The organism is Williamsia phyllosphaerae (genome assembly GCF_014635305.1).
In the GTDB taxonomy this organism is placed as follows: Bacteria; Actinomycetota; Actinomycetes; order Mycobacteriales; family Mycobacteriaceae; genus Williamsia_A; species Williamsia_A phyllosphaerae.
This window is the reverse complement of record NZ_BMCS01000002.1, coordinates 734,304-755,672: the sequence shown is the minus strand read 5'-3', so window position 1 is coordinate 755,672 and position 21,369 is coordinate 734,304. Positions and strand designations below refer to the sequence as shown.

Annotated in this window: 21 protein-coding genes; 13 read left to right on the top strand and 8 right to left on the bottom strand. The window is 69.4% G+C overall.

Annotated elements, in window-relative coordinates; all coding sequences use genetic code 11:
* The first annotated feature begins 138 nt into the window (after nucleotides 1-138).
* From IEV93_RS17395 to IEV93_RS17385, 3 genes are all read left to right on the top strand, one after another.
* On the top strand, nucleotides 139-1,578 hold the full coding sequence (locus tag IEV93_RS17395; protein ID WP_188491742.1) for an NCS2 family permease: 1,440 nt from the start codon (nucleotides 139-141) through the stop codon (nucleotides 1,576-1,578).
* An 85-nt stretch (nucleotides 1,579-1,663) separates the two neighbouring features.
* Nucleotides 1,664-2,095 carry an Rv0880 family HTH-type transcriptional regulator gene (locus IEV93_RS17390; RefSeq protein WP_188491196.1) on the top strand — a complete coding sequence of 144 codons (432 nt, stop codon included), beginning with the start codon at nucleotides 1,664-1,666 and terminating at the stop codon, nucleotides 2,093-2,095.
* Nucleotides 2,096-2,203: 108 nt separating this feature from the next.
* Nucleotides 2,204-3,445 (top strand): MFS transporter, encoded by a 1,242-nt coding sequence (locus IEV93_RS17385; protein WP_188491740.1) that lies wholly within the window; start codon nucleotides 2,204-2,206, stop codon nucleotides 3,443-3,445.
* Here the strand turns inward: IEV93_RS17385 and IEV93_RS17380 are convergent.
* On the bottom strand, nucleotides 3,442-4,689 hold the full coding sequence (locus tag IEV93_RS17380; RefSeq protein WP_188491195.1) for a GNAT family N-acetyltransferase: 1,248 nt from the start codon (nucleotides 4,687-4,689) through the stop codon (nucleotides 3,442-3,444). The two genes, IEV93_RS17385 and IEV93_RS17380, sit on opposite strands and share 4 nt — an antisense overlap.
* A 58-nt stretch (nucleotides 4,690-4,747) precedes the next feature.
* On the opposite strand from IEV93_RS17380, the gene IEV93_RS17375 reads away from it, so the two are divergent.
* Together IEV93_RS17375 and IEV93_RS17370 are read left to right on the top strand one after the other, a co-directional pair.
* Nucleotides 4,748-5,983, top strand: coding sequence for an MFS transporter (locus IEV93_RS17375; protein WP_229705271.1), 1,236 nt, complete (start codon nucleotides 4,748-4,750; stop codon nucleotides 5,981-5,983).
* Nucleotides 5,984-5,987: 4 nt separating this feature from the next.
* Nucleotides 5,988-6,857 (top strand): TrmH family RNA methyltransferase, encoded by an 870-nt coding sequence (locus IEV93_RS17370; protein WP_188491194.1) that lies wholly within the window; start codon nucleotides 5,988-5,990, stop codon nucleotides 6,855-6,857.
* Nucleotide 6,858: 1 nt separating this feature from the next.
* Here IEV93_RS17370 and IEV93_RS17365 read toward each other — a convergent pair whose 3' ends face one another.
* The gene (locus IEV93_RS17365) at nucleotides 6,859-8,277 is read right to left on the bottom strand and encodes a phytoene desaturase family protein (RefSeq protein WP_188491193.1); all 1,419 of its coding nucleotides are present in this window, start codon (nucleotides 8,275-8,277) and stop codon (nucleotides 6,859-6,861) included.
* A gap of 33 nt (nucleotides 8,278-8,310) precedes the next feature.
* On the bottom strand, nucleotides 8,311-8,778 hold the full coding sequence (locus IEV93_RS17360) for a hypothetical protein (protein WP_188491192.1): 468 nt from the start codon (nucleotides 8,776-8,778) through the stop codon (nucleotides 8,311-8,313).
* Between the two features lie 86 nt (nucleotides 8,779-8,864).
* Here IEV93_RS17360 and IEV93_RS17355 point away from each other — a divergent pair, with 86 nt between their 5' ends.
* Nucleotides 8,865-9,170 (top strand): DUF2537 domain-containing protein, encoded by a 306-nt coding sequence (locus IEV93_RS17355; protein ID WP_188491191.1) that lies wholly within the window; start codon nucleotides 8,865-8,867, stop codon nucleotides 9,168-9,170.
* A gap of 6 nt (nucleotides 9,171-9,176) precedes the next feature.
* Here the strand turns inward: IEV93_RS17355 and IEV93_RS17350 are convergent, their stop codons facing one another.
* The 3 genes from IEV93_RS17350 to serC all read right to left on the bottom strand — a co-directional run bounded on the left by IEV93_RS17350 (nucleotide 9,177) and on the right by serC (nucleotide 12,364).
* Nucleotides 9,177-9,968 carry a DUF6928 family protein gene (locus IEV93_RS17350; protein WP_188491190.1) on the bottom strand — a complete coding sequence of 264 codons (792 nt, stop codon included), beginning with the start codon at nucleotides 9,966-9,968 and terminating at the stop codon, nucleotides 9,177-9,179.
* Nucleotides 9,969-9,991: 23 nt separating this feature from the next.
* Nucleotides 9,992-11,065: a septation protein SepH gene (gene sepH / locus IEV93_RS17345; protein WP_188491189.1), complete on the bottom strand. Its 1,074-nt coding sequence runs from the start codon at nucleotides 11,063-11,065 to the stop codon at nucleotides 9,992-9,994.
* A gap of 168 nt (nucleotides 11,066-11,233) precedes the next feature.
* A complete protein-coding gene (gene serC, locus IEV93_RS17340) occupies nucleotides 11,234-12,364 on the bottom strand; it encodes a phosphoserine transaminase (protein WP_188491188.1) in 1,131 nt (376 codons plus the stop codon).
* A 143-nt stretch (nucleotides 12,365-12,507) separates the two neighbouring features.
* Here serC and IEV93_RS17335 point away from each other — a divergent pair, with 143 nt between their 5' ends.
* Genes IEV93_RS17335 through IEV93_RS17320 form a run of 4 tightly spaced genes read left to right on the top strand, consistent with a single transcriptional unit; the run spans nucleotide 12,508 to nucleotide 16,909 of the window.
* Nucleotides 12,508-13,152 (top strand): TetR/AcrR family transcriptional regulator, encoded by a 645-nt coding sequence (locus IEV93_RS17335; protein ID WP_229705270.1) that lies wholly within the window; start codon nucleotides 12,508-12,510, stop codon nucleotides 13,150-13,152.
* A complete protein-coding gene (locus tag IEV93_RS17330) occupies nucleotides 13,149-14,075 on the top strand; it encodes an ABC transporter ATP-binding protein (protein ID WP_188491187.1) in 927 nt (308 codons plus the stop codon). The genes IEV93_RS17335 and IEV93_RS17330 overlap by 4 nt, the downstream gene beginning before the upstream one ends.
* Nucleotides 14,075-15,682 (top strand): ABC transporter permease, encoded by a 1,608-nt coding sequence (locus IEV93_RS17325; RefSeq protein ID WP_188491186.1) that lies wholly within the window; start codon nucleotides 14,075-14,077, stop codon nucleotides 15,680-15,682. Before IEV93_RS17330 ends, IEV93_RS17325 begins: the two co-directional genes overlap by 1 nt.
* A 54-nt stretch (nucleotides 15,683-15,736) precedes the next feature.
* Complete coding sequence (locus IEV93_RS17320) at nucleotides 15,737-16,909, top strand: class I SAM-dependent methyltransferase (protein WP_188491185.1); 1,173 nt, start codon at nucleotides 15,737-15,739, stop codon at nucleotides 16,907-16,909.
* 8 nt (nucleotides 16,910-16,917) lie between these two features.
* Here the strand turns inward: IEV93_RS17320 and IEV93_RS17315 are convergent, their stop codons facing one another.
* The gene (locus IEV93_RS17315) at nucleotides 16,918-18,054 is read right to left on the bottom strand and encodes a citrate synthase 2 (RefSeq protein WP_229705269.1); all 1,137 of its coding nucleotides are present in this window, start codon (nucleotides 18,052-18,054) and stop codon (nucleotides 16,918-16,920) included.
* 149 nt (nucleotides 18,055-18,203) lie between these two features.
* Here IEV93_RS17315 and pdxH point away from each other — a divergent pair, with 149 nt between their 5' ends.
* From pdxH to IEV93_RS17300, 3 genes are all read left to right on the top strand, one after another.
* Nucleotides 18,204-18,851 (top strand): pyridoxamine 5'-phosphate oxidase, encoded by a 648-nt coding sequence (gene pdxH, locus IEV93_RS17310; protein ID WP_188491731.1) that lies wholly within the window; start codon nucleotides 18,204-18,206, stop codon nucleotides 18,849-18,851.
* Nucleotides 18,851-20,116: an MFS transporter gene (locus IEV93_RS17305; RefSeq protein WP_188491184.1), complete on the top strand. Its 1,266-nt coding sequence runs from the start codon at nucleotides 18,851-18,853 to the stop codon at nucleotides 20,114-20,116. Before pdxH ends, IEV93_RS17305 begins: the two co-directional genes overlap by 1 nt.
* A gap of 63 nt (nucleotides 20,117-20,179) precedes the next feature.
* Complete coding sequence (locus IEV93_RS17300; RefSeq protein ID WP_229705323.1) at nucleotides 20,180-20,965, top strand: phosphatase PAP2 family protein; 786 nt, start codon at nucleotides 20,180-20,182, stop codon at nucleotides 20,963-20,965.
* Here the strand turns inward: IEV93_RS17300 and IEV93_RS17295 are convergent.
* Nucleotides 20,950-21,249, bottom strand: a complete 300-nt coding sequence (locus tag IEV93_RS17295) for a DUF1540 domain-containing protein (RefSeq protein ID WP_188491182.1) — start codon at nucleotides 21,247-21,249, stop codon at nucleotides 20,950-20,952. The two genes, IEV93_RS17300 and IEV93_RS17295, sit on opposite strands and share 16 nt — an antisense overlap.
* Between the last annotated feature and the right edge of the window lie 120 nt (nucleotides 21,250-21,369).

Genomic DNA, 21,369 nt, shown 5'->3' with positions numbered 1-21,369 from the left:
CCGGTGGAGGCCGGATCGGGGGGAGTGGTCATGCGCCCAGGGTAAGGTCACCCGCGCACACCGGACAATGATCGAGCCCACCGAGAGAGGTTTGCGCCCGTGTCGCTGAGTGGCCGCACCGCCGCCGTCCCCACCGCCGTGTCGGGACGCATCGACCGATATTTCAAGATCACCGAACGGGAGTCGACGATCGGCCGCGAGATGCGTGGCGGACTCGTCACGTTCTTCACGATGGCCTACATCGTGGTGCTCAACCCGATCATCATCGGCGGTGTCGCGGGCAGCAACCGCAACGCCGACGTGCTGGGCAACATCCTCCCGATCGCCGCCGTCGCCGCGGTGACGGCGCTGGTGGCCGGCGTGATGTCGATCCTGTTCGGCGTGGTGGCCAACTACCCCTTCGCGATCGCGACCGGCCTGGGCATCAACAGCCTGCTGGCGGTGACCATCGTCCCCGACGTCACCTGGCCCGAGGCCATGGGACTGGTCGTCATCGACGGCATCATCATCGTGCTGCTCGCCGTCACCGGCCTGCGCACACGCGTCTTCACGGCCATACCGCCGGAACTCAAGGCGGCGATCGCCGCAGGCATCGGCTGCTTCATCGCGTTCATCGGGCTGGTCGACTCCGGTTTCGTCACGCGTGTCCCGGACGCCGCCGACACCACCGTCCCGGTGGGCCTCGGCGTCGGCAACTCGGTCACCACCCTGCCCGCCCTGATCTTCGTGATCGGTGTGCTGCTGATGGGAATCCTGGTCGTGCGCAAGGTCCGTGGCGGACTGCTGATCGGCATTGTGGTCACCACCGCCATCGCGATGATCGTGCAGTCCTTCGCCGATCTCGGGCCGTCGACGACCGACCGTTCCGGCTGGAGCCTGAACATCCCGCAGTGGCCGGGCAGCGTCGGCGGTCTGCCGGACCTCAGCCTGGTCGGCGACGTCAGCATCTTCGGGGCGTTCGTCCGCATCGGGGTCCTGTCGGCGTCGGTGCTCGTGTTCGCGCTGGTGCTGTCGAACTTCTTCGACGCCATGGGCACCATGACCGGCCTCGGCAAGGAGGCCGGTCTCACCGACCCCGACGACAACCTGCCGAACGTCGGCCGCGCACTGGTGGTCGAGGGAGCGGGCGCGATCGTCGGCGGTGCGGCGTCCTCGTCGTCGAACACCGTCTTCGTCGAGTCGGCCTCCGGTATCGCCGAGGGTGCTCGGACCGGACTGGCCAACGTCGTCACCGGCCTGCTGTTCCTGGTCGCGATGTTCTTCACGCCGCTGTACTCGGTCGTCCCCCTCGAGGCGGCCGCGCCGGCGCTGGTCGTGGTGGGCGCCATGATGATCGCGCAGATCCGGTCGATCGACCTCACGCGTTTCGAGGTGGCGCTGCCGTGCTTCCTCACCATCGTGGTGATGCCGTTCACCTACTCGATCGCCAACGGGATCGGCGTGGGGTTCATCACCTGGGTGGTCCTGGCGACCGCGCGGGGCCGGATCCGGTCGGTCCACCCGCTGTTGTGGGTGGTGGCCGTCCTGTTCGTCCTGTATTTCGCAAAGGGCCCGATCGAGTCGCTACTGGACGGTTGATCAAGTGCCCGTGAGCATGACGAGAATGCGCGCCACATCGCTAGTTCGGCATGCATTACACAATGTGTGACCTATTGTTGAGCCCGTGAACGCCAAAGACGACAAACTGGCCAGTGACCTGGCTCTGGCCGTGGTACGGCTGGCCCGGCACCTTCGTGGCCGACGGGCATCGTCGACGGTGTCGCTGACGCAGCTGTCCGCACTGTCGACGCTGCAGCGAGAAGGGCCGATGACGCCGGGCGCCATGGCCGCTCAGGAGCGTGTCCAGCCGCCGTCGATGACCCGCGTCATCGCGTCGTTGGCCGACCTGGGAATGGTCAAGCGCGATCCGCACCCGACCGACGGACGCCAGGTGATCGTCACGCTGTCGGATCTGGGCAACGAGGTCATCACCGACGAGGCCAATGCCCGCGAGGAGTGGCTCCGCGGGGAACTCGGCAAGCTCGACGGCGACGATCTCACCACGCTGCGCAAGGCCGTGGAGATCATGTCGACGCTCGTCTCCAGCAGCGACTGACTCTGCACCGCCGGTCGCTGTGACCGGCGCAGGTCTCACCACGTGAGCCGGTCGTCCGAAAAATCCGCTTTTTAGCAGCGGTAACATCAGTGTGTGCCGTTGCCCCTGATGTTCTCCTCGCTCGGGGTGCGCAACTATCGACTCTGGGCCGGTGGCCAGGTCGTCTCACTCGTCGGTACGTGGATGCAGCGCATCGCCCAGGATTGGTTGGTGCTGCACCTCTCCGGCGGCAACGGCCTCGCCGTCGGCATCGTCATGGCGCTGCAGTTCGGTCCCACCGCGGTGCTGTCGATGCCGGCGGGCGCACTGGCCGACCGCTACGACAAACGCAAAATCCTCCTCGGCACCCAGGTGGGCATGGCGGTGTGCGCGCTCGTCCTGGGGGTGTCGGACACCCTCGGCATGGCCACCCTGGGACAGGTCTACGTCCTGTCGTTCGCGCTCGGGGCCATCTCGGCGATCGACGCACCGGTGCGGCAGTCCTTCGCCATCGAGATGGTCGGTCCCGAACATCTGCCCAACGCCGTTGCCCTGAACTCGATGACGTTCAACCTCGCACGCATCATCGGCCCCGCGATCGCGGGCGTGCTGATCAACCTGATCGGCACCGGACCGGTCTTCCTGGTCAACGTCGTCAGTTTCGTCGCGGTGATCATCGGTCTGCTGATGATGCGACCCGGGGACCTGATCCGTTCGGACAAACCCGCGGGCCGGGGGTCGGTGCGGAGCGGGATCGCCTATGTCCGTGGACATCCGCACCTGGTGGTGGTGCTGTCCACGGTGTTCGTGGTCGCGACGTTCGGGATGAACTTCCCGCTGTCGCTCGCACTGATGACCCGCAACACCTTCGCGGGATCGGCGGGCGGGTACGGCCTGCTCTCGACGATGCTGGCCGTGGGCACCCTCGCCGGTGCGACGCTCGCCGCGCGACGCCGATCCCCCGCCCGGCTACGCCACTTCCTCGCGGCGGCAACCGTGTTCGGTGTCCTCGAGGTGGTCGTGGGACTGATGCCGACCTTCTGGTTGGTCGCGATCATGCTCATCCCGGCCGGCGCGGCGGTGATCACGTTCAGCACCACCGCGATGAACATCGTGCAGCTGTCGGTGGACTCGTCGATGCGCGGCCGGGTCATGGGCATCTACATGCTCTGTTTCCTGGGCGGCACCCCAGTGGGGAGCCCCCTTCTCGGCTGGCTCGCCGGCGTCTACGGACCCCGCTCGTCGCTGTTGATCGGCGGGGTGGTGTCCGCCGTCGCCGGGATCGTCTGCGTCGCGCTGCTGATGCGTGCCCACCACCTGCGCCCGACGATCGACCACGGCCGGATCGGGCTGCACAAGGTGGGCGTCTAGAAGAACGTGCCGGAGAACGGCTTCCGGTCGGTGAGGAACGCCTGGTCGAGCTCGCACAGGGTGGTGTGGTCGGCAGACCACAGCCGGTCGGCCGCGGCGAACTCGGTGGCGCGGTACCCGCCGAGGTAGATGCTCCCGAGAACCGAGATGTCCATCCGGACCGTCGCCGGCTCCTCGGTCTCCGACACCGTCGCCGCGCCGTCGCGCACGGTGAACGCGAAGCGGCCACCGCTGTCGCGGAACGTGTCGGTGATCTCGAGAACCGCGTCGACGTCCTCGGAGTAGGTACGGGCCTCGAGCGCCTTCGGCACGTCGAGGATGCGCAGCCACATCGAGTCCGAGATGGCGGTCACCGTCGGCGCGCGCAGGTTCGTCAGCTTCATCGGCAGCGGATCGTCGACGGGCATCGATGCGGTGATCCGGGGGATGAGGTCGAGCCCGAGCAGGACCCGCCAGAGGTCGGTGTGCGCCTGGTCGGTGACGGCGATGAACTCCGAGACCTCGGCCACGGCGGATCCGTTGTCGCGGTGGATGCGGTAGCTGGCGTAGCCGTCGGGATGGACCAGATAGTGCAGCGCACTGCGGCCCTCACGCAGCATCTCCCGGTCGGCGAAGATCATGTTCCACCACACCCGGGAGCGCACGATCGCGCCGGGGCTCATCGATGCCCACCGGTCGTGCAGGTCCGGAACCATGTCACGGACCTGCTGCTCGTCGGCGAAGTGGACCGGGGAGTAGGCGGGTGTGGGCTCGCGCAGTTCGGCCTTGGCGAGGTCGATCTTCACCTGCTCCTCGAAGCAGGCGGGACCGTAGCCGAAGCGCTCGTAGATGGTCGCCTCGCTCGCGGTGAGGATCGAGAACACGCTCTGCTCGCGTTCCCACTGCTCGAACAGTTCGGTGATCATCAGGCGCAGGATTCCGCGCCGCCGGTGGGTGGCCGCCACCGACACCCAGGACAGACCCGGGAGCTCGGTGCGCACGCCGCCGGGCAGGGTGAGCGTCATCCGATAGAACATCGCCACGCCCGCCAGCACCGGACCGGCCGATCCGGACTCGTCGTAGACCACCACCACGTCGGAGTCACGCAGCTTGCTGCGGATGTCGGCCTGGGCCTCGTCGTCGAGCGGATGGATGAACGCGAAAGCGCGCGCATCTGCGGCGATGATGGCGGGCCAGTCCTCGTCGGTCGCGCGGCGCATGGTCAGATCGGAATCGGTCACGATCTTTACGTTTTCATATCGCATCCGCCGCCGGTTGCTCGCCTCGCGAAATATCCCGGGGTCCGACATCCTTGAAGACACCATGACCGACGCGACATCGACCCGATCCGACACGACGCGGGCTCCGCAGACCGCCGGGCTGATGCTCGTGTTGGCCCTGGTGATGGTCGGCACCACGATGCCCACCTCGATCTACGCCACCTACGAGCGTGAGCTGCACTTCTCCCTGCTGACCGTCACCGTCATCTACGCGACGTACGCGGTCGGCGTCCTCGCGACGCTGCTGGCCTTCGGCAAGTGGTCCGATGCGCTGGGTCGGCGACCTCTGCTTTTCGCCGGTATCGGGTTCGCGGCGCTCAGCGATGTGGTGTTCCTGCTGGCCGACAACACCGCTCTGCTGCTGGTGGGGCGTCTGATCTCCGGGATGTCGGCGGGCATCTTCGTCGGGACGGCGTCGGTGGCCATCATCGAGATGGCGCGCGGTCGGTTGTCCGCCCGGGCCCCGCTGTTCGCATCGATGGCCAACATCGGCGGGCTCGGTCTGGGGCCAATCCTCGCGGCCGTCGTGGTCACCGTGGCCCCCGCGCCCACCCGCACGAGCTACTGGGTCCACCTGGGCCTGATGGTGGTGGCGGTCCTCATCGTCGTGGTGGTGCCCGAGACACGGTCACGGCACCGCGACGAGCCGCTGCGCCCGATGCCGTTGTCGGTGCCCGCCGACATCCGCACCTACTTCATCCGCGCGTCGCTGCTCGGCTTCGCCGGGTTCGCGGTGCTCGGTCTGTTCACCGCCGTCGCCCCGACCATCGCCACCCAGATCGCCGGGGTCGAGTCGTTGATCGGGACCGCGTTCCTCGTGGCCACCACCTTCGGCGGCTCCATCATCGGACAGATCGCGGCCCGCAGACTGACCTCCCGGGTGGCCGACCCGCTGTCGATCGCGCTGTTCGTGCTCGGCATGGTCCTGCTGATCGTGACCCTGATCGTGGGGCAGTGGCCGCTGCTCGCCGTCGCCGGCGTCGTCGGTGGTCTGGGCCAGGGCATCGCCTTCTCCAAGGGGCTGGCCGGGGTGAGCGCGGCCGCCCCCGCCGACGACAAGGCCGGCATCACCTCCGCGTACTTCGTCATCGCCTACATCGGCATCAGCGTCCCGGTGGTCGCCGAGGGGCTGCTGTCGCGGGCGGTGGGGGTCGAGACCGCCGGGATCGTCTTCGCGAGCGTCATCATCGTGCTCGCGTTGGCCGCGGGTGCGCTCACCGCGATCGAACAACGCCGTTCGAGTGGCGTCGAGTCCGATCCGGAGCCTGCGGCACACTGATCGCGTGCCACCTTCCCCCATCGAGACGGGCGACCTCGCCGTCGACGTCATCGACATCACCGACCGCGACGACCCGCGCGTCGACGACTTCCGCGACCTGAACTCCGTGGACCGACGCCCCGACCTGCCCGTCCTGCCCGGTGGGCGCCCAGGTAAGGGCCTGGTCATCGCGGAGGGCGTGCTGGTGGTGGCCCGCATGATCGCCTCCCGGTTCTCCCCGCACGCGTTCCTCGGCGTCGACAAACGTCTCACCGAGTTACGGGCGGATCTGTCCGATCCATCGGTGGCGGGCCTGCCGTTCTACCGCGCGTCGGCGGAGGTGATGGCCGACATCGTCGGGTTCCACCTCAACCGCGGCGTGCTCGGTGTCGCCCGACGTCCGGAGACCCTGGCCGCGGCCGACCTGGCGACGACCGCCTCGACGATCGCGGTACTGGAGGGCGTCAACGACCACGAGAACATCGGCAGTGTGTTCCGCAACGCCGCCGGCCTGGGCGTCGACGCCGTGCTCTTCGGCGCGGGCTGCGCCGACCCGCTCTACCGCCGCTGCGTGCGCGTCTCGATGGGGCACGCGCTGCTGGTCCCGTTCGCGTCCGCAGCGAACTGGCCGCACGACCTGACGATGCTGCGCGACAACGGGTTCGAGATCGTCTCGCTCACGCCGGACGAATCAGCGGTGCCGCTGTCGCAGGCGGTCACCGGCGCGAAGGTCGCGTTCATGGTCGGGGCGGAGGGGCCCGGTCTGACCGAGACGGCGATGCGGGCCGGCGACATCCGCGCGCGCATCCCGATGGCGCGTGGCACCGACTCGCTCAACGTGGCCACGGCCGCCGCGATCGCGTTCTACGAGCGCGCCTCTCGCGCCGAACGCTGACTCAGCGCGTGCGCAGGTACTTCAGGGCGGACTCGGCCGCGTTGTACCCGCACATCCCGTGCGCACCCGCGCCCGGCGGGGTCGACGCCGAACACAGGTAGGTGCCCGGGATGCCCATGCTGTACGGGTCGATGCCGACGCGGGGCCGGAACAACACCTGCAGACCGGAATTGGACCCGCCGACGATGTCGCCGCCGCCGTAGTTGGCGTTGGAACTCTCCAGCTGCGCCGGTGTGGTCACCGTCGTCGCGAGGATCCGATCCCGGAAGCCCGGGGCGAACCGCTCGATCTGGGCGGTGACCGCCTCCGTCGCATCCCCCGTGTAGCCGTTCGGCACGTGCGCGTACGCGTACAGCGGATGCACGTCGCCGCGGGACCGACTCGGATCGGCGACGTACTGCTGACCGACCAGGACGAACGGGCGCTCGGGCATGGAGCCGCCGAAAACCTGACGTTCGGCGTCGGCGACTTCCGCCGCACTGCCCCCGACGTGGACCGTCCCGGCCCGGCCGCTGTCCGGGTCCGCCCACGGCACACCGGATTCGACGGCGAAGTCGACCTTGTAGGCGCCCGGCGCCCGCCGGAACCGTCGGAAGGACCTCGAGATGTGCCTCGGGATCGCGTCGCCGTAGATGTCGAGGGCGACTGCGGGGGACACGTCGAGCAGGACGACATCGGCCGCGGGGATGTCGGCCGCCGTGCGGATCGGGGTACCGGTGACGATGGTCCCGCCGTGCGCGGTGAGCATCGCGGCGAGGGCATCGGTGATGGACGCGGAGCCGCCACGGGCGACCGGCCACCCGTAGTTGTGGCCCGCGGCGGTCAGCAGCAGCGCGACCGCACCCGCGAACGGACGGTCCAGACGGGCGTAGAGGTGCGCCGCCAGTCCGGTGAACAGGGCCTGCGCGCGAGGCGTCCGGAACACCCGTGAGGTCAGTGTCGCCGGGGACAACGCCCGCGGACCGAACGACGCCAGGGCCAGCGGATGGCGTGGGATGTTCGCGACGGGCCGCATCAGATCGTTCGCGAGATAGTCGAAATGCTTCGCCGCCGAACCGAACACCGCCTTCCACCGGGCGCCGTCGATACCCAGTCCGTCGGCGGTCGCGTCCAGCGATCGGTACATCAGTCCGGCATCGCCGCCGTCGATCGGGTGGGCGCAGTCGATGTCGGCCCACTCCCAGTGCAGTCCGTACCGCTCGAGGTCGAGGGTCTGCAGATACGGCGACCCCGCCCCCATCGGGTGAAAGCCCGAGCAGTGGTCGTGGATGAGGCCGGGCAGAGTCAGTTCGCCCGATCGCGTGCCACCGCCGATGGTGTCCGCGGCCTCGATGACCGTCACCTCGACACCCTGTGTGGCCAGACGTACCGCCGCGGCGAGGCCGTTGGGTCCCGCGCCGACGACCACCGCTGTTGTCATACCTCGAACGTATCGGAAACCGCCCCGGCCCCCTCAGGTGTGTGAGCCGGGTGACGTCTCACCGGTGACGTCGGTGAGGAAGCCCTGGCCGATGTAGTCGCACTTGCCGAAGTCGAGCCGGGTGTCCGATCCGAGAGTGTTGTCGATGACGTAGGCGATCCGCACCGGGAGAGAACGCATCCCCGCGTGCAGTTGGTCGCCCCGGAACAGCGCGCACACCACGAGGGCGTGGACGAAGAGGAACGGTCCGCGTTCGTCGTCTCGACGGAACTCCGGCTGCGTGCGTGAGATGTCGAAGTCGGGCCCGATGCGATACCGGAGCGGGCGTTCGAGCACGCACAGAACGTAATCGGGACGGTCGGGGCCGGGCAACGTGAGTCGCGGCGTCACGTCGACGGGGAGTTGTGATCGCGCCTCGGCGATCGCTGCCGGCACGCCGCCACCGCTCTGATCCCAGTCGATCGAGTCGAGGCGGAACGTGATCATCGGTGTGGTCTCCATGAACGTTTCGATGCGCGTACGGGCCGTGATGTTCCCGCCGAGGATACGACGTCGGCGTCGGCGAACCCGGCTGCGACAATGGCGCGGTGGCCTACGATGCCGAGGATCTCCCCGATCCCGATGAACCCACACCCTGGACGCTGGGTGTGCTCCTGGCGTCGCTGAGCGCCGTGTTCACGACCTGCGTGTCGATCGGGGTCTACGACGTGGTCGCGCAGACCCACATCCTGCTGGGGGTGGCCGCGGTCCTGGTGGTGTGCGGCGGGGTGGCCCCGACGGCCTGGATCTGGCGGCGCAGATCGGTTCTGCGCTGGCCGAGTTGGGGCGCGATCATCGGGTTGGCCGTGGGGGTGCCGGTGACGGTCTTCCTGGCCGCAGCCGGGATCGGCTGAGCGGGATCAGGACTCGCGTCTGCCGAAGCCGAACCACCGCGCCACGCGGGCGGTGGGGGTGGGCGGTTCGTCGGCCGGTGCCTGTGTCGATGACTCGGGGGACCGCGCGGCGTCTGACGACGGTGCGCGTCGGCCGGCCAACTCGTCCTCGGTCGGTTGGTAGCCGCGCGGACGGATGGCGAAGCCGCTCAACGGGATCCGGTCGGGGACGATGTCGCCGTCGTCCCACGGTCGGGTCAGTCGCATCCCGAGCCACTCACGCGAGGCGTGGTCGGCGAACTCGATCGGGTGGAACGGCAGGGCCTGCGGATCGCGGGGTACGCCCTCGGCGTAGACCAGCGGGTGCTCGCCGGCCCAGAAGGCACGTTCGAACGGGAACGGCAGCCCGAGGTTCTCGGCGATGCTCACCGGGTCGGCGGAGAACGACCGACGCAGGGTTCCGTTGTCCCACTGTGCGAACACCCCCACCGACGCACCGGGATCGGTGCAGATCAGGTAGGCGGTCTCGGCCGGGTGGGCCGCGAGCACCGCCTCGGGGAGCTGGGAGGGCGCGGTGGTGTTCAACGTCGCCCCGGCGATGACCGCGTAACGACCGAAGACGCCGACGAACACCTCGTCGTCGGCGCACGACGCGGCACGGTCGAGGGTTGCGTCGCCGATCGGCAGGAGCACGTTGTCGGCGAAGAGCTTGTGCGCCATCGCTGTTGCCGACTCGCGGTCGTTGACGAGACCCAGGCGGAGATCAGCGATGAAGTCATCGCTGTCGATCAGCCAGAGCATCGATGCGGTCGCGGCCAAGTTCTCGCCCCCTGTCGGATCGATTACTGGTTTCCGTTGCTACGGACGCCGAGGAGTACATCTTCCCATGCCGGAACCGACGGCTTGCGTGCCGCCTTACGACGGCGCGGGGGAGTGGGGGGTTCTGATGGTTCGCCGGCGGTGGACGATCCGTCGCGCGCCGACGTCGCGGGGACGTCGATGTCGTCGTCGTCCTCGGTGTCGAGCAGCGGGGCCGTCGTCGATCGCGACTCGACCCGGGCTGCGGGTGCCGGATCGATGTCCGCGGCCTCGTAGGGCTCGGGTTCGAACCGCTCCGGGGCGCGCGGGGCGGGATCGCGCTGAGCGGTCTCACGGGGCGCGGTCTCACGGGGCGCGGTCTCACGCGGAGCGATGTCTCGGGGCGCGGAGTCGAAGGGGTCGGGATCCTCGTGGCGTGCACGCTGGGCGCCGATGACCTCGTCGGCCTCGACGGTGAACTCCGCGGTCGAGGACGCCGCGAGGGTGACGACCGAGGTGAGACCCCGTAGCGGACGGCTCATGTCGGGATCGGTGATCTCGTCGGCGGTCTCGTCGAGAGGCTCGACGGCTCCGCCACTCGATCCCGGCAGATACCGCCAGTGCGCGTGGTTCTCCGATCGCCCCACGCGCCAGCTGACCTGGACCACCCAGCGGTTGTCCTCGCCCTTCCAGGCGTCCCACGTGGTGTCGTCGGGGTTGTGGCCGCGGGCCCCGAGTGCGGCGGCGACCACCTCGCTCAGCGTCGACAACGCCGGTCCGTCGACGCGGACGGGGTGTGCCGACGAGGCGAGCTCGGCGGCGCGCGAACGCTCGAGCAGCACCGGGTGTGCGAACCGGGCGACCTTGTCGGTGGTGACCCCGGCTGCCGCGGCCACCTGCGCAACGCTGGCGCCGGCCCGTATGCGTGACTGGATCTCGCGGGGTCGCAGCGAGCTCTCCATCTCGATCTCGATCTGGCCGAGTCGGGACAGGTCACCGCGAGCGGCTGCGCGCAGACGATCGTCGGCGGCGATGTGGAACTTCTCGCCCGAGTCGGGATCCTGGCAGACGACCGAACTGCCGTCGGCTTCCAAGCCGATCACGCGGAGTTCACGCATCTGCCCCTCCTCGGTGAGTGAGTGCGGGAGTTTCACATCTCGCGAATGTAGATTCTGACAACCCTAGTTCAGGGCAGACCGCCCACGCGGGTGACACACCGGGAAAGGCCAGCTCAGAAAGGCTGTACCGCCGGCCCCACACGTCCCACCCGTCACGCGAAACGGAACTCAGAGTGCGGCGACCACGTGATCGATGCAGGCGGTCAGCGCGGAGATGTCGTCGGGCTCGACGGCCGGGAACATGCCGATGCGCAGCTGGTTGCGTCCGAGCTTGCGGTAGGGCTCGGTGTCGACGACGCCGTTGGCGCGCAGCGTCTTCGCCACGGCAGCGGCGTCGACGGAGTCGTCGAAGTCGATGGTGCCCACGACCTGGCTGCGGTGCTCGGGCGCGGCGAACGGCGTTGCGAACGCGCTCTTCTCGGCCCATTCGTAGAGCCGACTCGAGCTGTCGGCCGTCCGGCTAGTGCACCAGTCCAGGCCACCGTTGCCGTTCATCCACTCGAGCTGGTTGGCCAGCAGGAGCAGCGAGGCGACCGCGGGGGTGTTGTAGGTCTGGTTCTTCGAGCTGTTGTCGACCGCGGTGGGCAGCGACAGGAAGTCGGGGCACCAGCGGCCCGACGCCTCGATCTTCGCGATGCGCTCGAGGGCGGCCGGACTCATCAGGGCCAGCCAGATGCCGCCGTCGGAGGCGAAGCTCTTCTGGGGGGCGAAGTAGTAGACGTCGGCGTCGGCGGCGTTGACCGGCAGGCCGCCCGCGCCCGAGGTCGCGTCGATGACGATCAGCGCGTCACCGGCCGCCGACGGACGCGAGACCGGCACGGCGACACCGGTGGAGGTCTCGTTGTGCGCCCAACCGATGAGATCGACGTCGCCGGCCTGCTCGGCGGTGATGTCGGCCGGGTTCGGGGCGGTGCCCGGGTCGGTGGAGATCACCGTCGGGTTGTCGATGAACGGGGCCTTCTTGGCGACACTGGCGAACTTCGAGGAGAACTCGCCGTAGGTGAGGTGCAGCGACTTCTTCTCGATCAAACCGAACGAGGCGGCGTCCCAGAACGCGGTCGAACCGCCGTTGGACAGCACGACCTCGTAGCCCTCGGGCAGGGAGAACAGCGAACTCAGGCCATCGCGGATCGCGCCGACGACGTTCTTCACGGGCGCCTGACGGTGGCTGGTGCCGAACACCGACGCGCCTGTCTCGACCAGCGACTGCAGCTGTTCGGGGCGCACCTTGGACGGGCCACAACCGAAACGACCGTCGGAGGGGAGCAGATCGGCGGGGATCGTGATCGGTGAACTCATGACGTCGATAGTAGTGGCCGGTCGCGGCGCCTCGGACGGCGGATCGCACCGCCCGACGCGGTCGGTTCGGGGACGGGTCTTGCCGTTGGCTGAACAACTGTTTAGCATTCTGAACAAGTGTTCAGCCGATCCGAGGAGCAGCAGTGGACGACCTGACGACCCGTGCGCGGGTCCGCGACGCGGCGATTGCGGTGTTCGGGCGAGACGGGTTCACCGCGACTGTCCGCACCATCGCGGACGAGGCGGATGTGAGCGCGGCGCTCGTGATCCACCATTTCGGTACGAAGGACGCGCTGCGGGTGGCGTGCGATGCCCACGTGTTCGAGCTGACGAAGCAGCGCACCACCGCGGTCCTGGCCGCGCGTGAGGACGGCTCGTCGGGTCCCCCGCCCGCGTTCGGCGAGCAACTGGCGGGGCTCGAACAGTCCGGACCCTCGCTGATGTACCTGCTGCGCAGCATCCAACACGGCGGGGATCTGGCGCGGGCGTTCATCGAGCGCCTGGTCGCCGACACCGAGGAGTCGATGTCGGTGGGTGTCGCCAACGGTGTTCTCCGACCGTCGGTCGACGAGGCCGCCCGGGCCAGATACCTGGTGGCGCAATCACTCGGGGCGATGCTGGTCGACCTGGTGATGAACCCACCCGCCGACCACGCCGACAGCGGCGCGATCATGCGGTCCTACGCCGAACGGACGATGGTGCCCGCAGCCGAGTACGCCACCCACGGCGTCCTGACCGACTCGTCGATGCTCGACGCCGTCCTCACGTACCGAGGACATCAGCGATGACCGCCGTGATCGAGGTGCAGGGCCTTCGCAAGAGCTTCGGGAGGATCACCGCCCTGGACGGGCTCGACCTGACGGTCGAGCAGGGCACGGTCGCCGGGTTCCTGGGACCCAACGGGGCCGGGAAATCGACCACCATCCGGGTCCTGCTGGGCACCTACCGCCGCGACGCGGGCACCGTCCGCGTCCTCGGTGCCGATCCGGTACGAGACGCCGTCGAGGTGCACCGGCGCATCGCCTACGTCCCCGGCGACGTCGATCTGTGGCCGCAGCTGACCGGCGGCGAGTGCATCGACGCGCTGTTGGGGCTGCGAGGAGCGGTGTACACCGCACAGGCCCGTGCGCAGATGATCGAGCGTTTCGAGCTGGATCCGACGCGTCGCATGTCCGAGTACTCGAAGGGCAATCGCCAGAAGGTCGCGCTGGTCGCCGCCTTCGCCGCGCACGCCGAGCTGCTCATCCTCGACGAGCCGACGTCCGGTCTCGACCCGCTGATGGAGGACGTCTTCACCGACTGCGTGCGCGAGGCCACTGCCGCAGGCTCGTCGGTGCTCCTGTCGAGTCACATCCTCGGTGAGGTCGAGAAGCTCTGCGACACGGTCACCATCGTCCGATCGGGCCGCACGGTCGCGGCCGGGTCGTTGGCGCGGATGCGCCATCTGACGCGTACGCGGGTCACCGCCGAGGTGGCGGGGTCGCCCGACGGTCTGGCCGAGCTGGACGGCGTCGACGACGTGGAGATCGTCCCGCACCCGGCGGACGGGGGCACGACGACGGTGTCGTTGACCGTCGAGCCGCCCGCGTTGTCGCGGCTCGTCGCTGCCCTCGGCGGGCTCGACGTCCGGTCGCTCGAGGTGTCTCCGCCGTCTCTCGAGGAGATGTTCCGGCGCTACTACGGCGGCCACGACCACGCGACCACGAAGTGATGACCGGTACCGATCTGGCCGCAGGCGCAGGGCTGCTGACCCGACTCGCCGTCCGCCGCGAGCGGTTCACCACACCGCTCGGAATGCTCGCGTTGCCGGTGCTGGTCGTTGTCACCGGTGCGTCGATGGCGTCGCTGTACGCGTCTCCCGGGGACCGAGCCGAGCTGCGGTCCGGTGCCGCGTCCAACGTCGCGTTCCGATTGTTGTTGGGGCCGTTGGGCTCCGACACGACCATCGCGTCGATCACCACATGGCGGGTCGGGCTGTTCCTGCTGCTCGTCGCAGGTGTCCTCGCCTCCCTGCTCATCACGCGCAACACCCGCGCGCAGGAGGAGTCGGGCCTGCTCGAGATCGTCCGCTCCGGAGCCGTCGGCGCGGCGACACCGTTGCTCGTCGCCGTGGCGATCGCGTCGACGGCAGGAGTCGCCACCGGCTGCGTCATGGCGATCGCCACCGCAGCCATCGGCGCCCCCGGTGTGGCGGCGGTGGCCGTGGGTGTCCAGTACTGCGTCGTCTCGCTCGCGGTGATCGGTGTCGCGGCGATGGTCAATCAGCTCGCGGCCACGGCGCGGACCGCGACGGCGACGGCGGTGTCGGTGCTCGTCGGCGGATACCTCCTGCGTGGCGTCGCCGACGTCGTCGACGGCGCCGGGTGGCTGCGGTGGGTCTCGCCGCTGGGCTGGGGCGAACTGATCGACCCGTTCGGTCGACGGGATCCGGTGCCCGTGGTGTTGTGCGTCGCGCTCTTCGCGGCCAGCGTCGTCGGTGCGGCCATGATCGCGGTGCGGCGGGACCTCGGTGAGGGCATCCGGTCCCGGCGCGAAGGGCCCGCGGGCTCGACGCGCCTGGGCTCGGTCGGCGCGCTCATGGCGCGGGTGTCGGGCCCGGCCATCGTGCCGTGGGTGTCGGCCGTCGTGGTCTATTGCCTGTTGCTCGGTTTCCTGCTCTCGTCGGTCGGCGATCTCGTGCCCGACGGCGGTGGCGTCGCCGACGTCGTCCGAGACCTCGGCGGGGGCGGTGGGCTCGCGCGGTCGGTGATGACCGCGGTGCTCGGGTTCGTCGGGGTGATCGCCGGTCTGGCGGCGGTGGCCGTGGTCGTCCGCACCCGGGGCGACGAGGCCGCGGGCCGCACCGAGCAGGTGCTCGCCACCGCGACATCACGGACGCGCTGGTTCGCGTCGATGGCGGCGGCCGTCTTCGGGACGTCGGTACTCGTCGTGGTGGGCGCCACGCTCGCGATCGTGGTGGGACACGGGATCAGTTCGGGCGTCTCCACCTCGCCCACCGCGGGCGACGTGCTCGCCGCTGGTGCCGTGCAGATCCCGGGGTCGATCGCCGTGGCCGCCGTGGCGGTCGCCGCGTACGGGTGGGGGTCGCGATGGGTGCCGCTGGGATGGGTGGCAGTCGTCGGCGACGCCGTGCTCGCCCAGTTCGGCGACCTGCTCGGGCTACCGATGTGGGTCCGCGACATCGCGCCGCACGCCCACGTCGTCGCCACCGCACCAGATGCCGTGGGTGTGTGGACGCCGGTACTGACGCTCGGGGGAGCGGCCGCGCTGGTCGCGTTCGGCTGGTGGGGATTTCGTCGCCGTGACATCCCCGGCTGACCCACCCGGATCGGTGGCGATGACCGAACCCGGTCGGATGACACCATGGCCCGGGTGGACGTAGACACCTTTCGTACCCTGCTGACCCCGTCGGGTCAGGCGCTGCTGGCCGAGGTGCACCGATGTGCCGGCGTCGAATCCGACCACGCACTCGGCGCCCGACTCCGGGAGTCCCACGACGGCGACCTCGTGGCCGCGGCGGTCACACAGAACCATATGCGCGGCCTGGCGTTCGACCGGTTCGGGACCGACGCGGGCCGGATGTACTTCACCCACGACGCACTACGACAGGCCACCGGGGCCCGGGTCGCCGACCACCGCGCGCACCGCATGCACGGCCTCGGGGTCCGACGCGTCGTCGACATCGGGTGCGGTCTGGGCGGCGATCTCCTCGCGCTCGCTCGCGACGGACTGGAGGTCCGCGGCATCGACACCGACCCGGTGCTCGTGGAGATCGCCCGCGCCAACCTCGACGCCCTGGGGCTCTCCGGGTCCGTCGAGGTCGGCGACGCGCGCGACGTCACGGCGTCAGACGACGAGGTCGTCTTCTGCGATCCGGATCGTCGGACCGTGCGCGGGCGGGTCGCCGGACTCGATGCACTGTCACCGTCGTGGGAGCTCATCGGCTCGATGCTCTCGGGTCGGGCGGTGGCGACGGTGTTCGCGGGGGTGTCGCACGCAGACCTGCCCGAGGGGGTCGAGGCCGAGTGGATCAGCGATGCGGGCGATGTCGGCGGCGTCACCCTGTGGGGTCGGGGGCTCACGGACGGTCGGACGTCCCGACGCGCCACCCTGCTGCCCGGCGGCGAGTCGATCGTCGGTGACGACGACGCCGACGTCCCCACCGGCGAGGTCGGCCGCCATCTGCTCGAGCCGGACGAGGTGATCATCCGAGCGGGCCTCACCGCACGACTGGCGACGAGCCTGGGTGGGTGGCTACCCGACCCGCACATGCACTGGATCAGCACCGACGACCCGATGGACACACCGTTCGCCCGTACCCACGCCGTGCTCGGCGAGCTGCCGTTCCGAACGCCGAAACTGCGAATCGCGTTGCACGACCGCGGGATCGGGACGTTGACGGTGAAGTGTCGCGGCCTCCCGATCGTGCCGGACGCCCTCATCGCGAAGCTGCGACTCGACGGACCGAACTCGGCGACGGTCGTGCTCACCCGTGTGGCCGGCGAGGGGCGGGCGTTCCTGGTCGAGGAGCCGGCTCGGCGGTGAGACGGCCGTCAGGCGATCTCGCTCCACCCGTCGACGTCCTCGGGACGCCGCGGGCCGGGGCCGAGGTAGATCGCGGCGGGGCGGACCAGCTTGCCCAGACGCTTCTGTTCCATGATGTGCGCGCACCAGCCCGCGGTGCGGCCGCAGGTGAACATCGCGGGCATCATGTGCGGCGGGACCTCGGCGAAGTCGAGGATGACCGCGGCCCAGAACTCGACGTTGGTCTCGATGGCGCGGTCGGGGCGACGTTCGCGCAGTTCCGTCAGCGCGGCCTGTTCCAGCGCGGCGGCGACCTCGTAGCGCGGGGCGTTGAGCTCCTTGGCCGTGCGCCGCAGGACCCGGGCGCGGGGGTCCTCGGCGCGGTAGACGCGGTGACCGAAGCCCATCAGCTTCTCTTTGCGGTCGAGGATGCCCTTGACCAGGCCGCGGGCGTCGTCGGTGCGTTCGACCTCGTCGATCATCGGTAGCACCCGGGCCGGGGCACCGCCGTGCAGCGGTCCCGACATCGCGCCGATGGCCCCGGACAGCGACGCGGCCACATCGGCGCCGGTCGACGCGATCACGCGGGCGGTGAACGTCGAGGCGTTCATGCCGTGCTCGGCCGCACTGACCCAGTAGGCGTCGATCGCGCGGGTGTGGGCCGGATCGGGCTCACCCTTCCACCGCGTCATGAAGCGCGCGGTCACGGTGTCGCACTGGTCTATCTTGGCCTGCGGGACGGCGGGCTGATGGATCCCGCGAGCCGACTGCGCGACGTAGGACAGCGCCATCACCGAGGCGCGGGCCAGATTGTCGCGTGCGGTGGCGTCGTCGATGTCGAGGAGCGGCTGATAGCCCCAGATCGGGGCCAACATCGCCAGACCGGCCTGCACGTCGACCCGGACGTCACCGGTGTGGATGGGCAGCGGGAACGGCTCGGCGGGCGGCAGACCGTCACCGAAGCGACCGTCGACCAGCAGCGCCCACACATCGGCGAAGGTGACCTGGTTCTCCACCAGGTCCTCGATGTCGACACCGCGGTAGCGGAGGTTGCCGCCGGCCTTGTCGGGCTCGGCGATCTGGGTGGTGAACGCGGTGACGCCCTCGAGTCCCTCGACGAATCCCTCCGGAATGTCCGGCTGCTCTGTTCCCGTTGCCTGTGTCACTTCTCGACTCCTTCGTCGGCACCGCTGCCGTGACTGTTCTCCTGGGGACTCTAGTGGGCGGCGTCGGCCGGGTTACCGGCGAGTACGCGGTGTCCGGCAGCGGGAGTAGCGTCTGGCCGGTGAGTGCTGACGGAGTGGACGTGTCCGGGATGCGTGTCAGCTACGGGGGATCCGGTACGGGCGGGCTGACGCCCGATTCGTTGTCCGGCGAACCGGTCTGGCTCGATCTGTTCGAGCGGTGGTTGGCCGAGGGGGTGTCGGCGCAGATCCCCGAGCCGAATGCGATGGTCGTCGCGACCGTCGACGCCGAGGGGGTGCCCGCCACGCGCACCGTGCTCTGCAAGGGCGTCGACCCTCGGGGAATCGTGTTCTACACCAACCATGACTCGGACAAAGGTCGCGCCATCGCGACGAATCCGGTCGCCTCGGCGACGTTTCCCTGGATCGCGATGGAACGTCAGGTGCACTTCCGGGGCCCGGTCACGCAGGTCTCCCGGGAGGAGACCCGGGCGTACTGGACAACCCGTCCTCGGGGGTCGCAACTGGGTGCGATCGCCTCGCACCAATCCCACCCGATCGCGTCGCGGGCCGCGCTCGAGGAGCAGGCCGCCGACGTGGCGCGTCGGGTCGGCGGCGTCGACGGTGACACCCCCATCGACGTACCCGAGAACTGGGGCGGCTACCTGGTCGCCCCGACGGTGGTCGAGTTCTGGCAGGGCGGCGCGAACCGGCTGCACGACCGGGTGCGCGCGGCACTGGTCGACGGCCGCTGGGATGTGACCAGGCTGCAACCCTGATGGCGGGACTCCTCGCCGACACCACGCCCCTGCGCAGTCCCCATTTCCGGAGGCTGTGGTCGGCCAACATCATCACGGTCATCGGTGCACAGCTCACCGTCGTCGTGGTCCCCGCGCAGATCTACTTCATCACCGGCAGTTCGGCGTACGTCGGTCTCGCCGGGCTGTTCGGTCTGGTGCCGCTGGTCGTCTTCGGGCTCTGGGGCGGCGCGCTGGCCGACATCATCGACCGTCGCATCCTCCTCATCGCGACGACGCTCGGGTTGATCGGCTGTAGCGCGCTGTTCTGGCTGCAGGCCGCGAGCGGCGTGGACAACGTGTGGGTGATCCTGACGTTGTTCGCGGTGCAGCAGGCCTTCTTCGCGGTGAACCAACCGACGAAATCGGCCATCCTGCCCAAAATCGTCGAGATCAAGGATCTCCCGGCGGCCAACTCCCTGAACATGACGGTGATGCAGGCGGGTGCGATCGCCGGCCCGGTTCTCGGTGGTGCACTGATCAAGCCGCTGGGCTACTCGACCCTCTATCTCGTCGACACGATCTTCCTGTTCGCCACGCTGTGGGCGGTCATCCGTCTGCCGTCACTCAAGCCCGAACGTAGCGCAGATGCGCCGCGGGTGGCCGGATTCCGTTCGGTCATCGACGGTTTCGTATACCTGCGCGGTCACAAGGTGCTGATGGCCTCGTTCGTCGTCGACCTGATCGCGATGATCTTCGGCATGCCCCGCGCATTGTTCCCCGAGATGGCACACGAGAGCTTCGGCGGCCCCGACGGCGGCGGCATCGCCTTCGCGCTGCTGTTCGCGGCGATCGGGGCCGGCGCGGTCGTCGGCGGAGTGTTCTCCGGCTGGGTGTCGCGGGTGGAGCGCCAGGGGCTGGCGGTGATCGTCTGCATCCTCATCTGGGGTGCGTCCATCACCGGCCTGGGGATCGTGGTCGCGTTCGCGGGCGGGTCGGCACTGCCGATGCTCCCGATCGCGGTGGCGCTGTTGATGATCGGCGGCGCGGCCGACATGGCCTCGGCCGCGTTCCGGCAGTCGATGTTGCAGTCGGCGGCCAACGACGACGTCCGTGGCCGTCTGCAGGGCGTGTTCACCGTCGTGGTCGCGGGCGGACCGCGCATCGCCGACGTCGCACACGGTGGCGTGGCCGCGACCGCCGGCGTCGCGGTGACCACGGCGGGCGGCGGCATCGGGGTGATCGTGTTCACGGTGGTGGCCGCACTGGCCATCCCGGCGTTCGTGCGCTACCGAATCACCCGCTGACGTGCGCGTTCACACCCGGGCTCGGCCGGTCGATCGCGCAGGTACGCTGGCCCGGTGAAGGAGATGACCCTGCGGCTGTCGGGCAGCGCGGTGCTGCTGGCCGCCATGGCCGTGGTCTATCTGCTGACGGTGTGGACCACGCGCGGGCAGACGGTCGATCAGCGCATCTACCTCGAGATGTACGGCGCCGACACCTGGCGGGACCTGTTGCACCACCTCGGATTCGAGCAGGTCACCGATCCTCGTCTGTGGTTGGTGACCGCGGTGGCCGTGATCGTTCTCGGACTCGCTGCGCGTCGACGGTGGAGCATCGTCGCCCTGCTGGTGCTCCCGGCGGCCGGCGTCGTCATCGCCCGGGCGCTGCGAACGGTGATCCTGCCGCGCCCGGAACTGATCGACATCGTGCGAGCGGCTTTCAACACGTTCCCCAGCGGCCACACCGCCGCGGCGTTCGGATGCGTCGCCGCAGCCGTCCGCGCCGCGCCACGGCAGGTCGCGCCGGTGATCGCCGTCGTCGGCGCCATGTGGGTGACCGTGGTGGGACAAGGCCTCATGGAGGTCGGAGCCCACCGACCCAGCGACGTCATCGGTTCGCTGTTCATGGTGGGGGCGCTGCTGTTCGCCGTCCCGGACTCCCGACGTGACGTCGGGGTGCGACCTCGGACGGCTCTGCTGGTCGCGGTGGTCGCTGCGGTGGCGCCGGTGGTGTGGTCGGTCTACACCGGGCACCCCGTGCTGGCCGCGATCGGTGTCGTCGCAGCTGCGGTCTCCGGGTTGCTCACGGTCGGAGTGGGCCGGACGAGACCGGCCACCCCGACGTCACGCGAGAGAGCTCAAGCCGTCGCGTAGGTGAGGCAGTTGGCGGTGTCACCCGCGTTCGCGGCGCCGATCTGAACCGATGCCGCGGTGCACTCAAGGTTGTCGTTGTGCGAGCAGTCTGCTCGCTGGCAGGCGCCGACCTGCGGGGAGACCACATCGAGTCCGCCCTTGATCGACAGCGGGATGAAGGTGGCGCAGTCAGCGGTGCCGTTGTCGCCACTGACGTTGATCGCGAAGGCGTGGCAGCCGTCGTGGTTGTACGAGCAGGCGCTCACCGAACAGTCGGAGACATGCGGCATTTCGAGAGTGGTCATGCGAGGACCTCCATGAGAGAGAACGTCATGTGCGATCTGCGGGCATGAGATCGCCTGGCACGAGCGACGATACGACTCGAGATCCGTATGCACCAGCAAGGTCAGGCTGCCCTTCGGGCC

Excerpts from the sequence above, each read along its gene's own strand:
- IEV93_RS17385 (WP_188491740.1), top strand. The coding sequence starts at position 2,204 with ATGTTCTCCTCGCTCGGGGTGCGCAACTATCGACTCTGGGCCGGTGGC.
- IEV93_RS17380 (WP_188491195.1), bottom strand. The coding sequence starts at position 4,689 with ATGCGATATGAAAACGTAAAGATCGTGACCGATTCCGATCTGACCATG.
- IEV93_RS17375 (WP_229705271.1), top strand. The coding sequence starts at position 4,748 with ATGACCGACGCGACATCGACCCGATCCGACACGACGCGGGCTCCGCAG.
- IEV93_RS17365 (WP_188491193.1), bottom strand. The coding sequence starts at position 8,277 with ATGACAACAGCGGTGGTCGTCGGCGCGGGACCCAACGGCCTCGCCGCG.
- IEV93_RS17360 (WP_188491192.1), bottom strand. The coding sequence starts at position 8,778 with ATGGAGACCACACCGATGATCACGTTCCGCCTCGACTCGATCGACTGG.
- sepH (WP_188491189.1), bottom strand. The coding sequence starts at position 11,065 with ATGCGTGAACTCCGCGTGATCGGCTTGGAAGCCGACGGCAGTTCGGTC.
- serC (WP_188491188.1), bottom strand. The coding sequence starts at position 12,364 with ATGAGTTCACCGATCACGATCCCCGCCGATCTGCTCCCCTCCGACGGT.
- IEV93_RS17330 (WP_188491187.1), top strand. The coding sequence starts at position 13,149 with ATGACCGCCGTGATCGAGGTGCAGGGCCTTCGCAAGAGCTTCGGGAGG.
- IEV93_RS17325 (WP_188491186.1), top strand. The coding sequence starts at position 14,075 with ATGACCGGTACCGATCTGGCCGCAGGCGCAGGGCTGCTGACCCGACTC.
- pdxH (WP_188491731.1), top strand. The coding sequence starts at position 18,204 with ATGCGTGTCAGCTACGGGGGATCCGGTACGGGCGGGCTGACGCCCGAT.
- IEV93_RS17305 (WP_188491184.1), top strand. The coding sequence starts at position 18,851 with ATGGCGGGACTCCTCGCCGACACCACGCCCCTGCGCAGTCCCCATTTC.
- IEV93_RS17300 (WP_229705323.1), top strand. The coding sequence starts at position 20,180 with ATGACCCTGCGGCTGTCGGGCAGCGCGGTGCTGCTGGCCGCCATGGCC.
- IEV93_RS17295 (WP_188491182.1), bottom strand. The coding sequence starts at position 21,249 with ATGACCACTCTCGAAATGCCGCATGTCTCCGACTGTTCGGTGAGCGCC.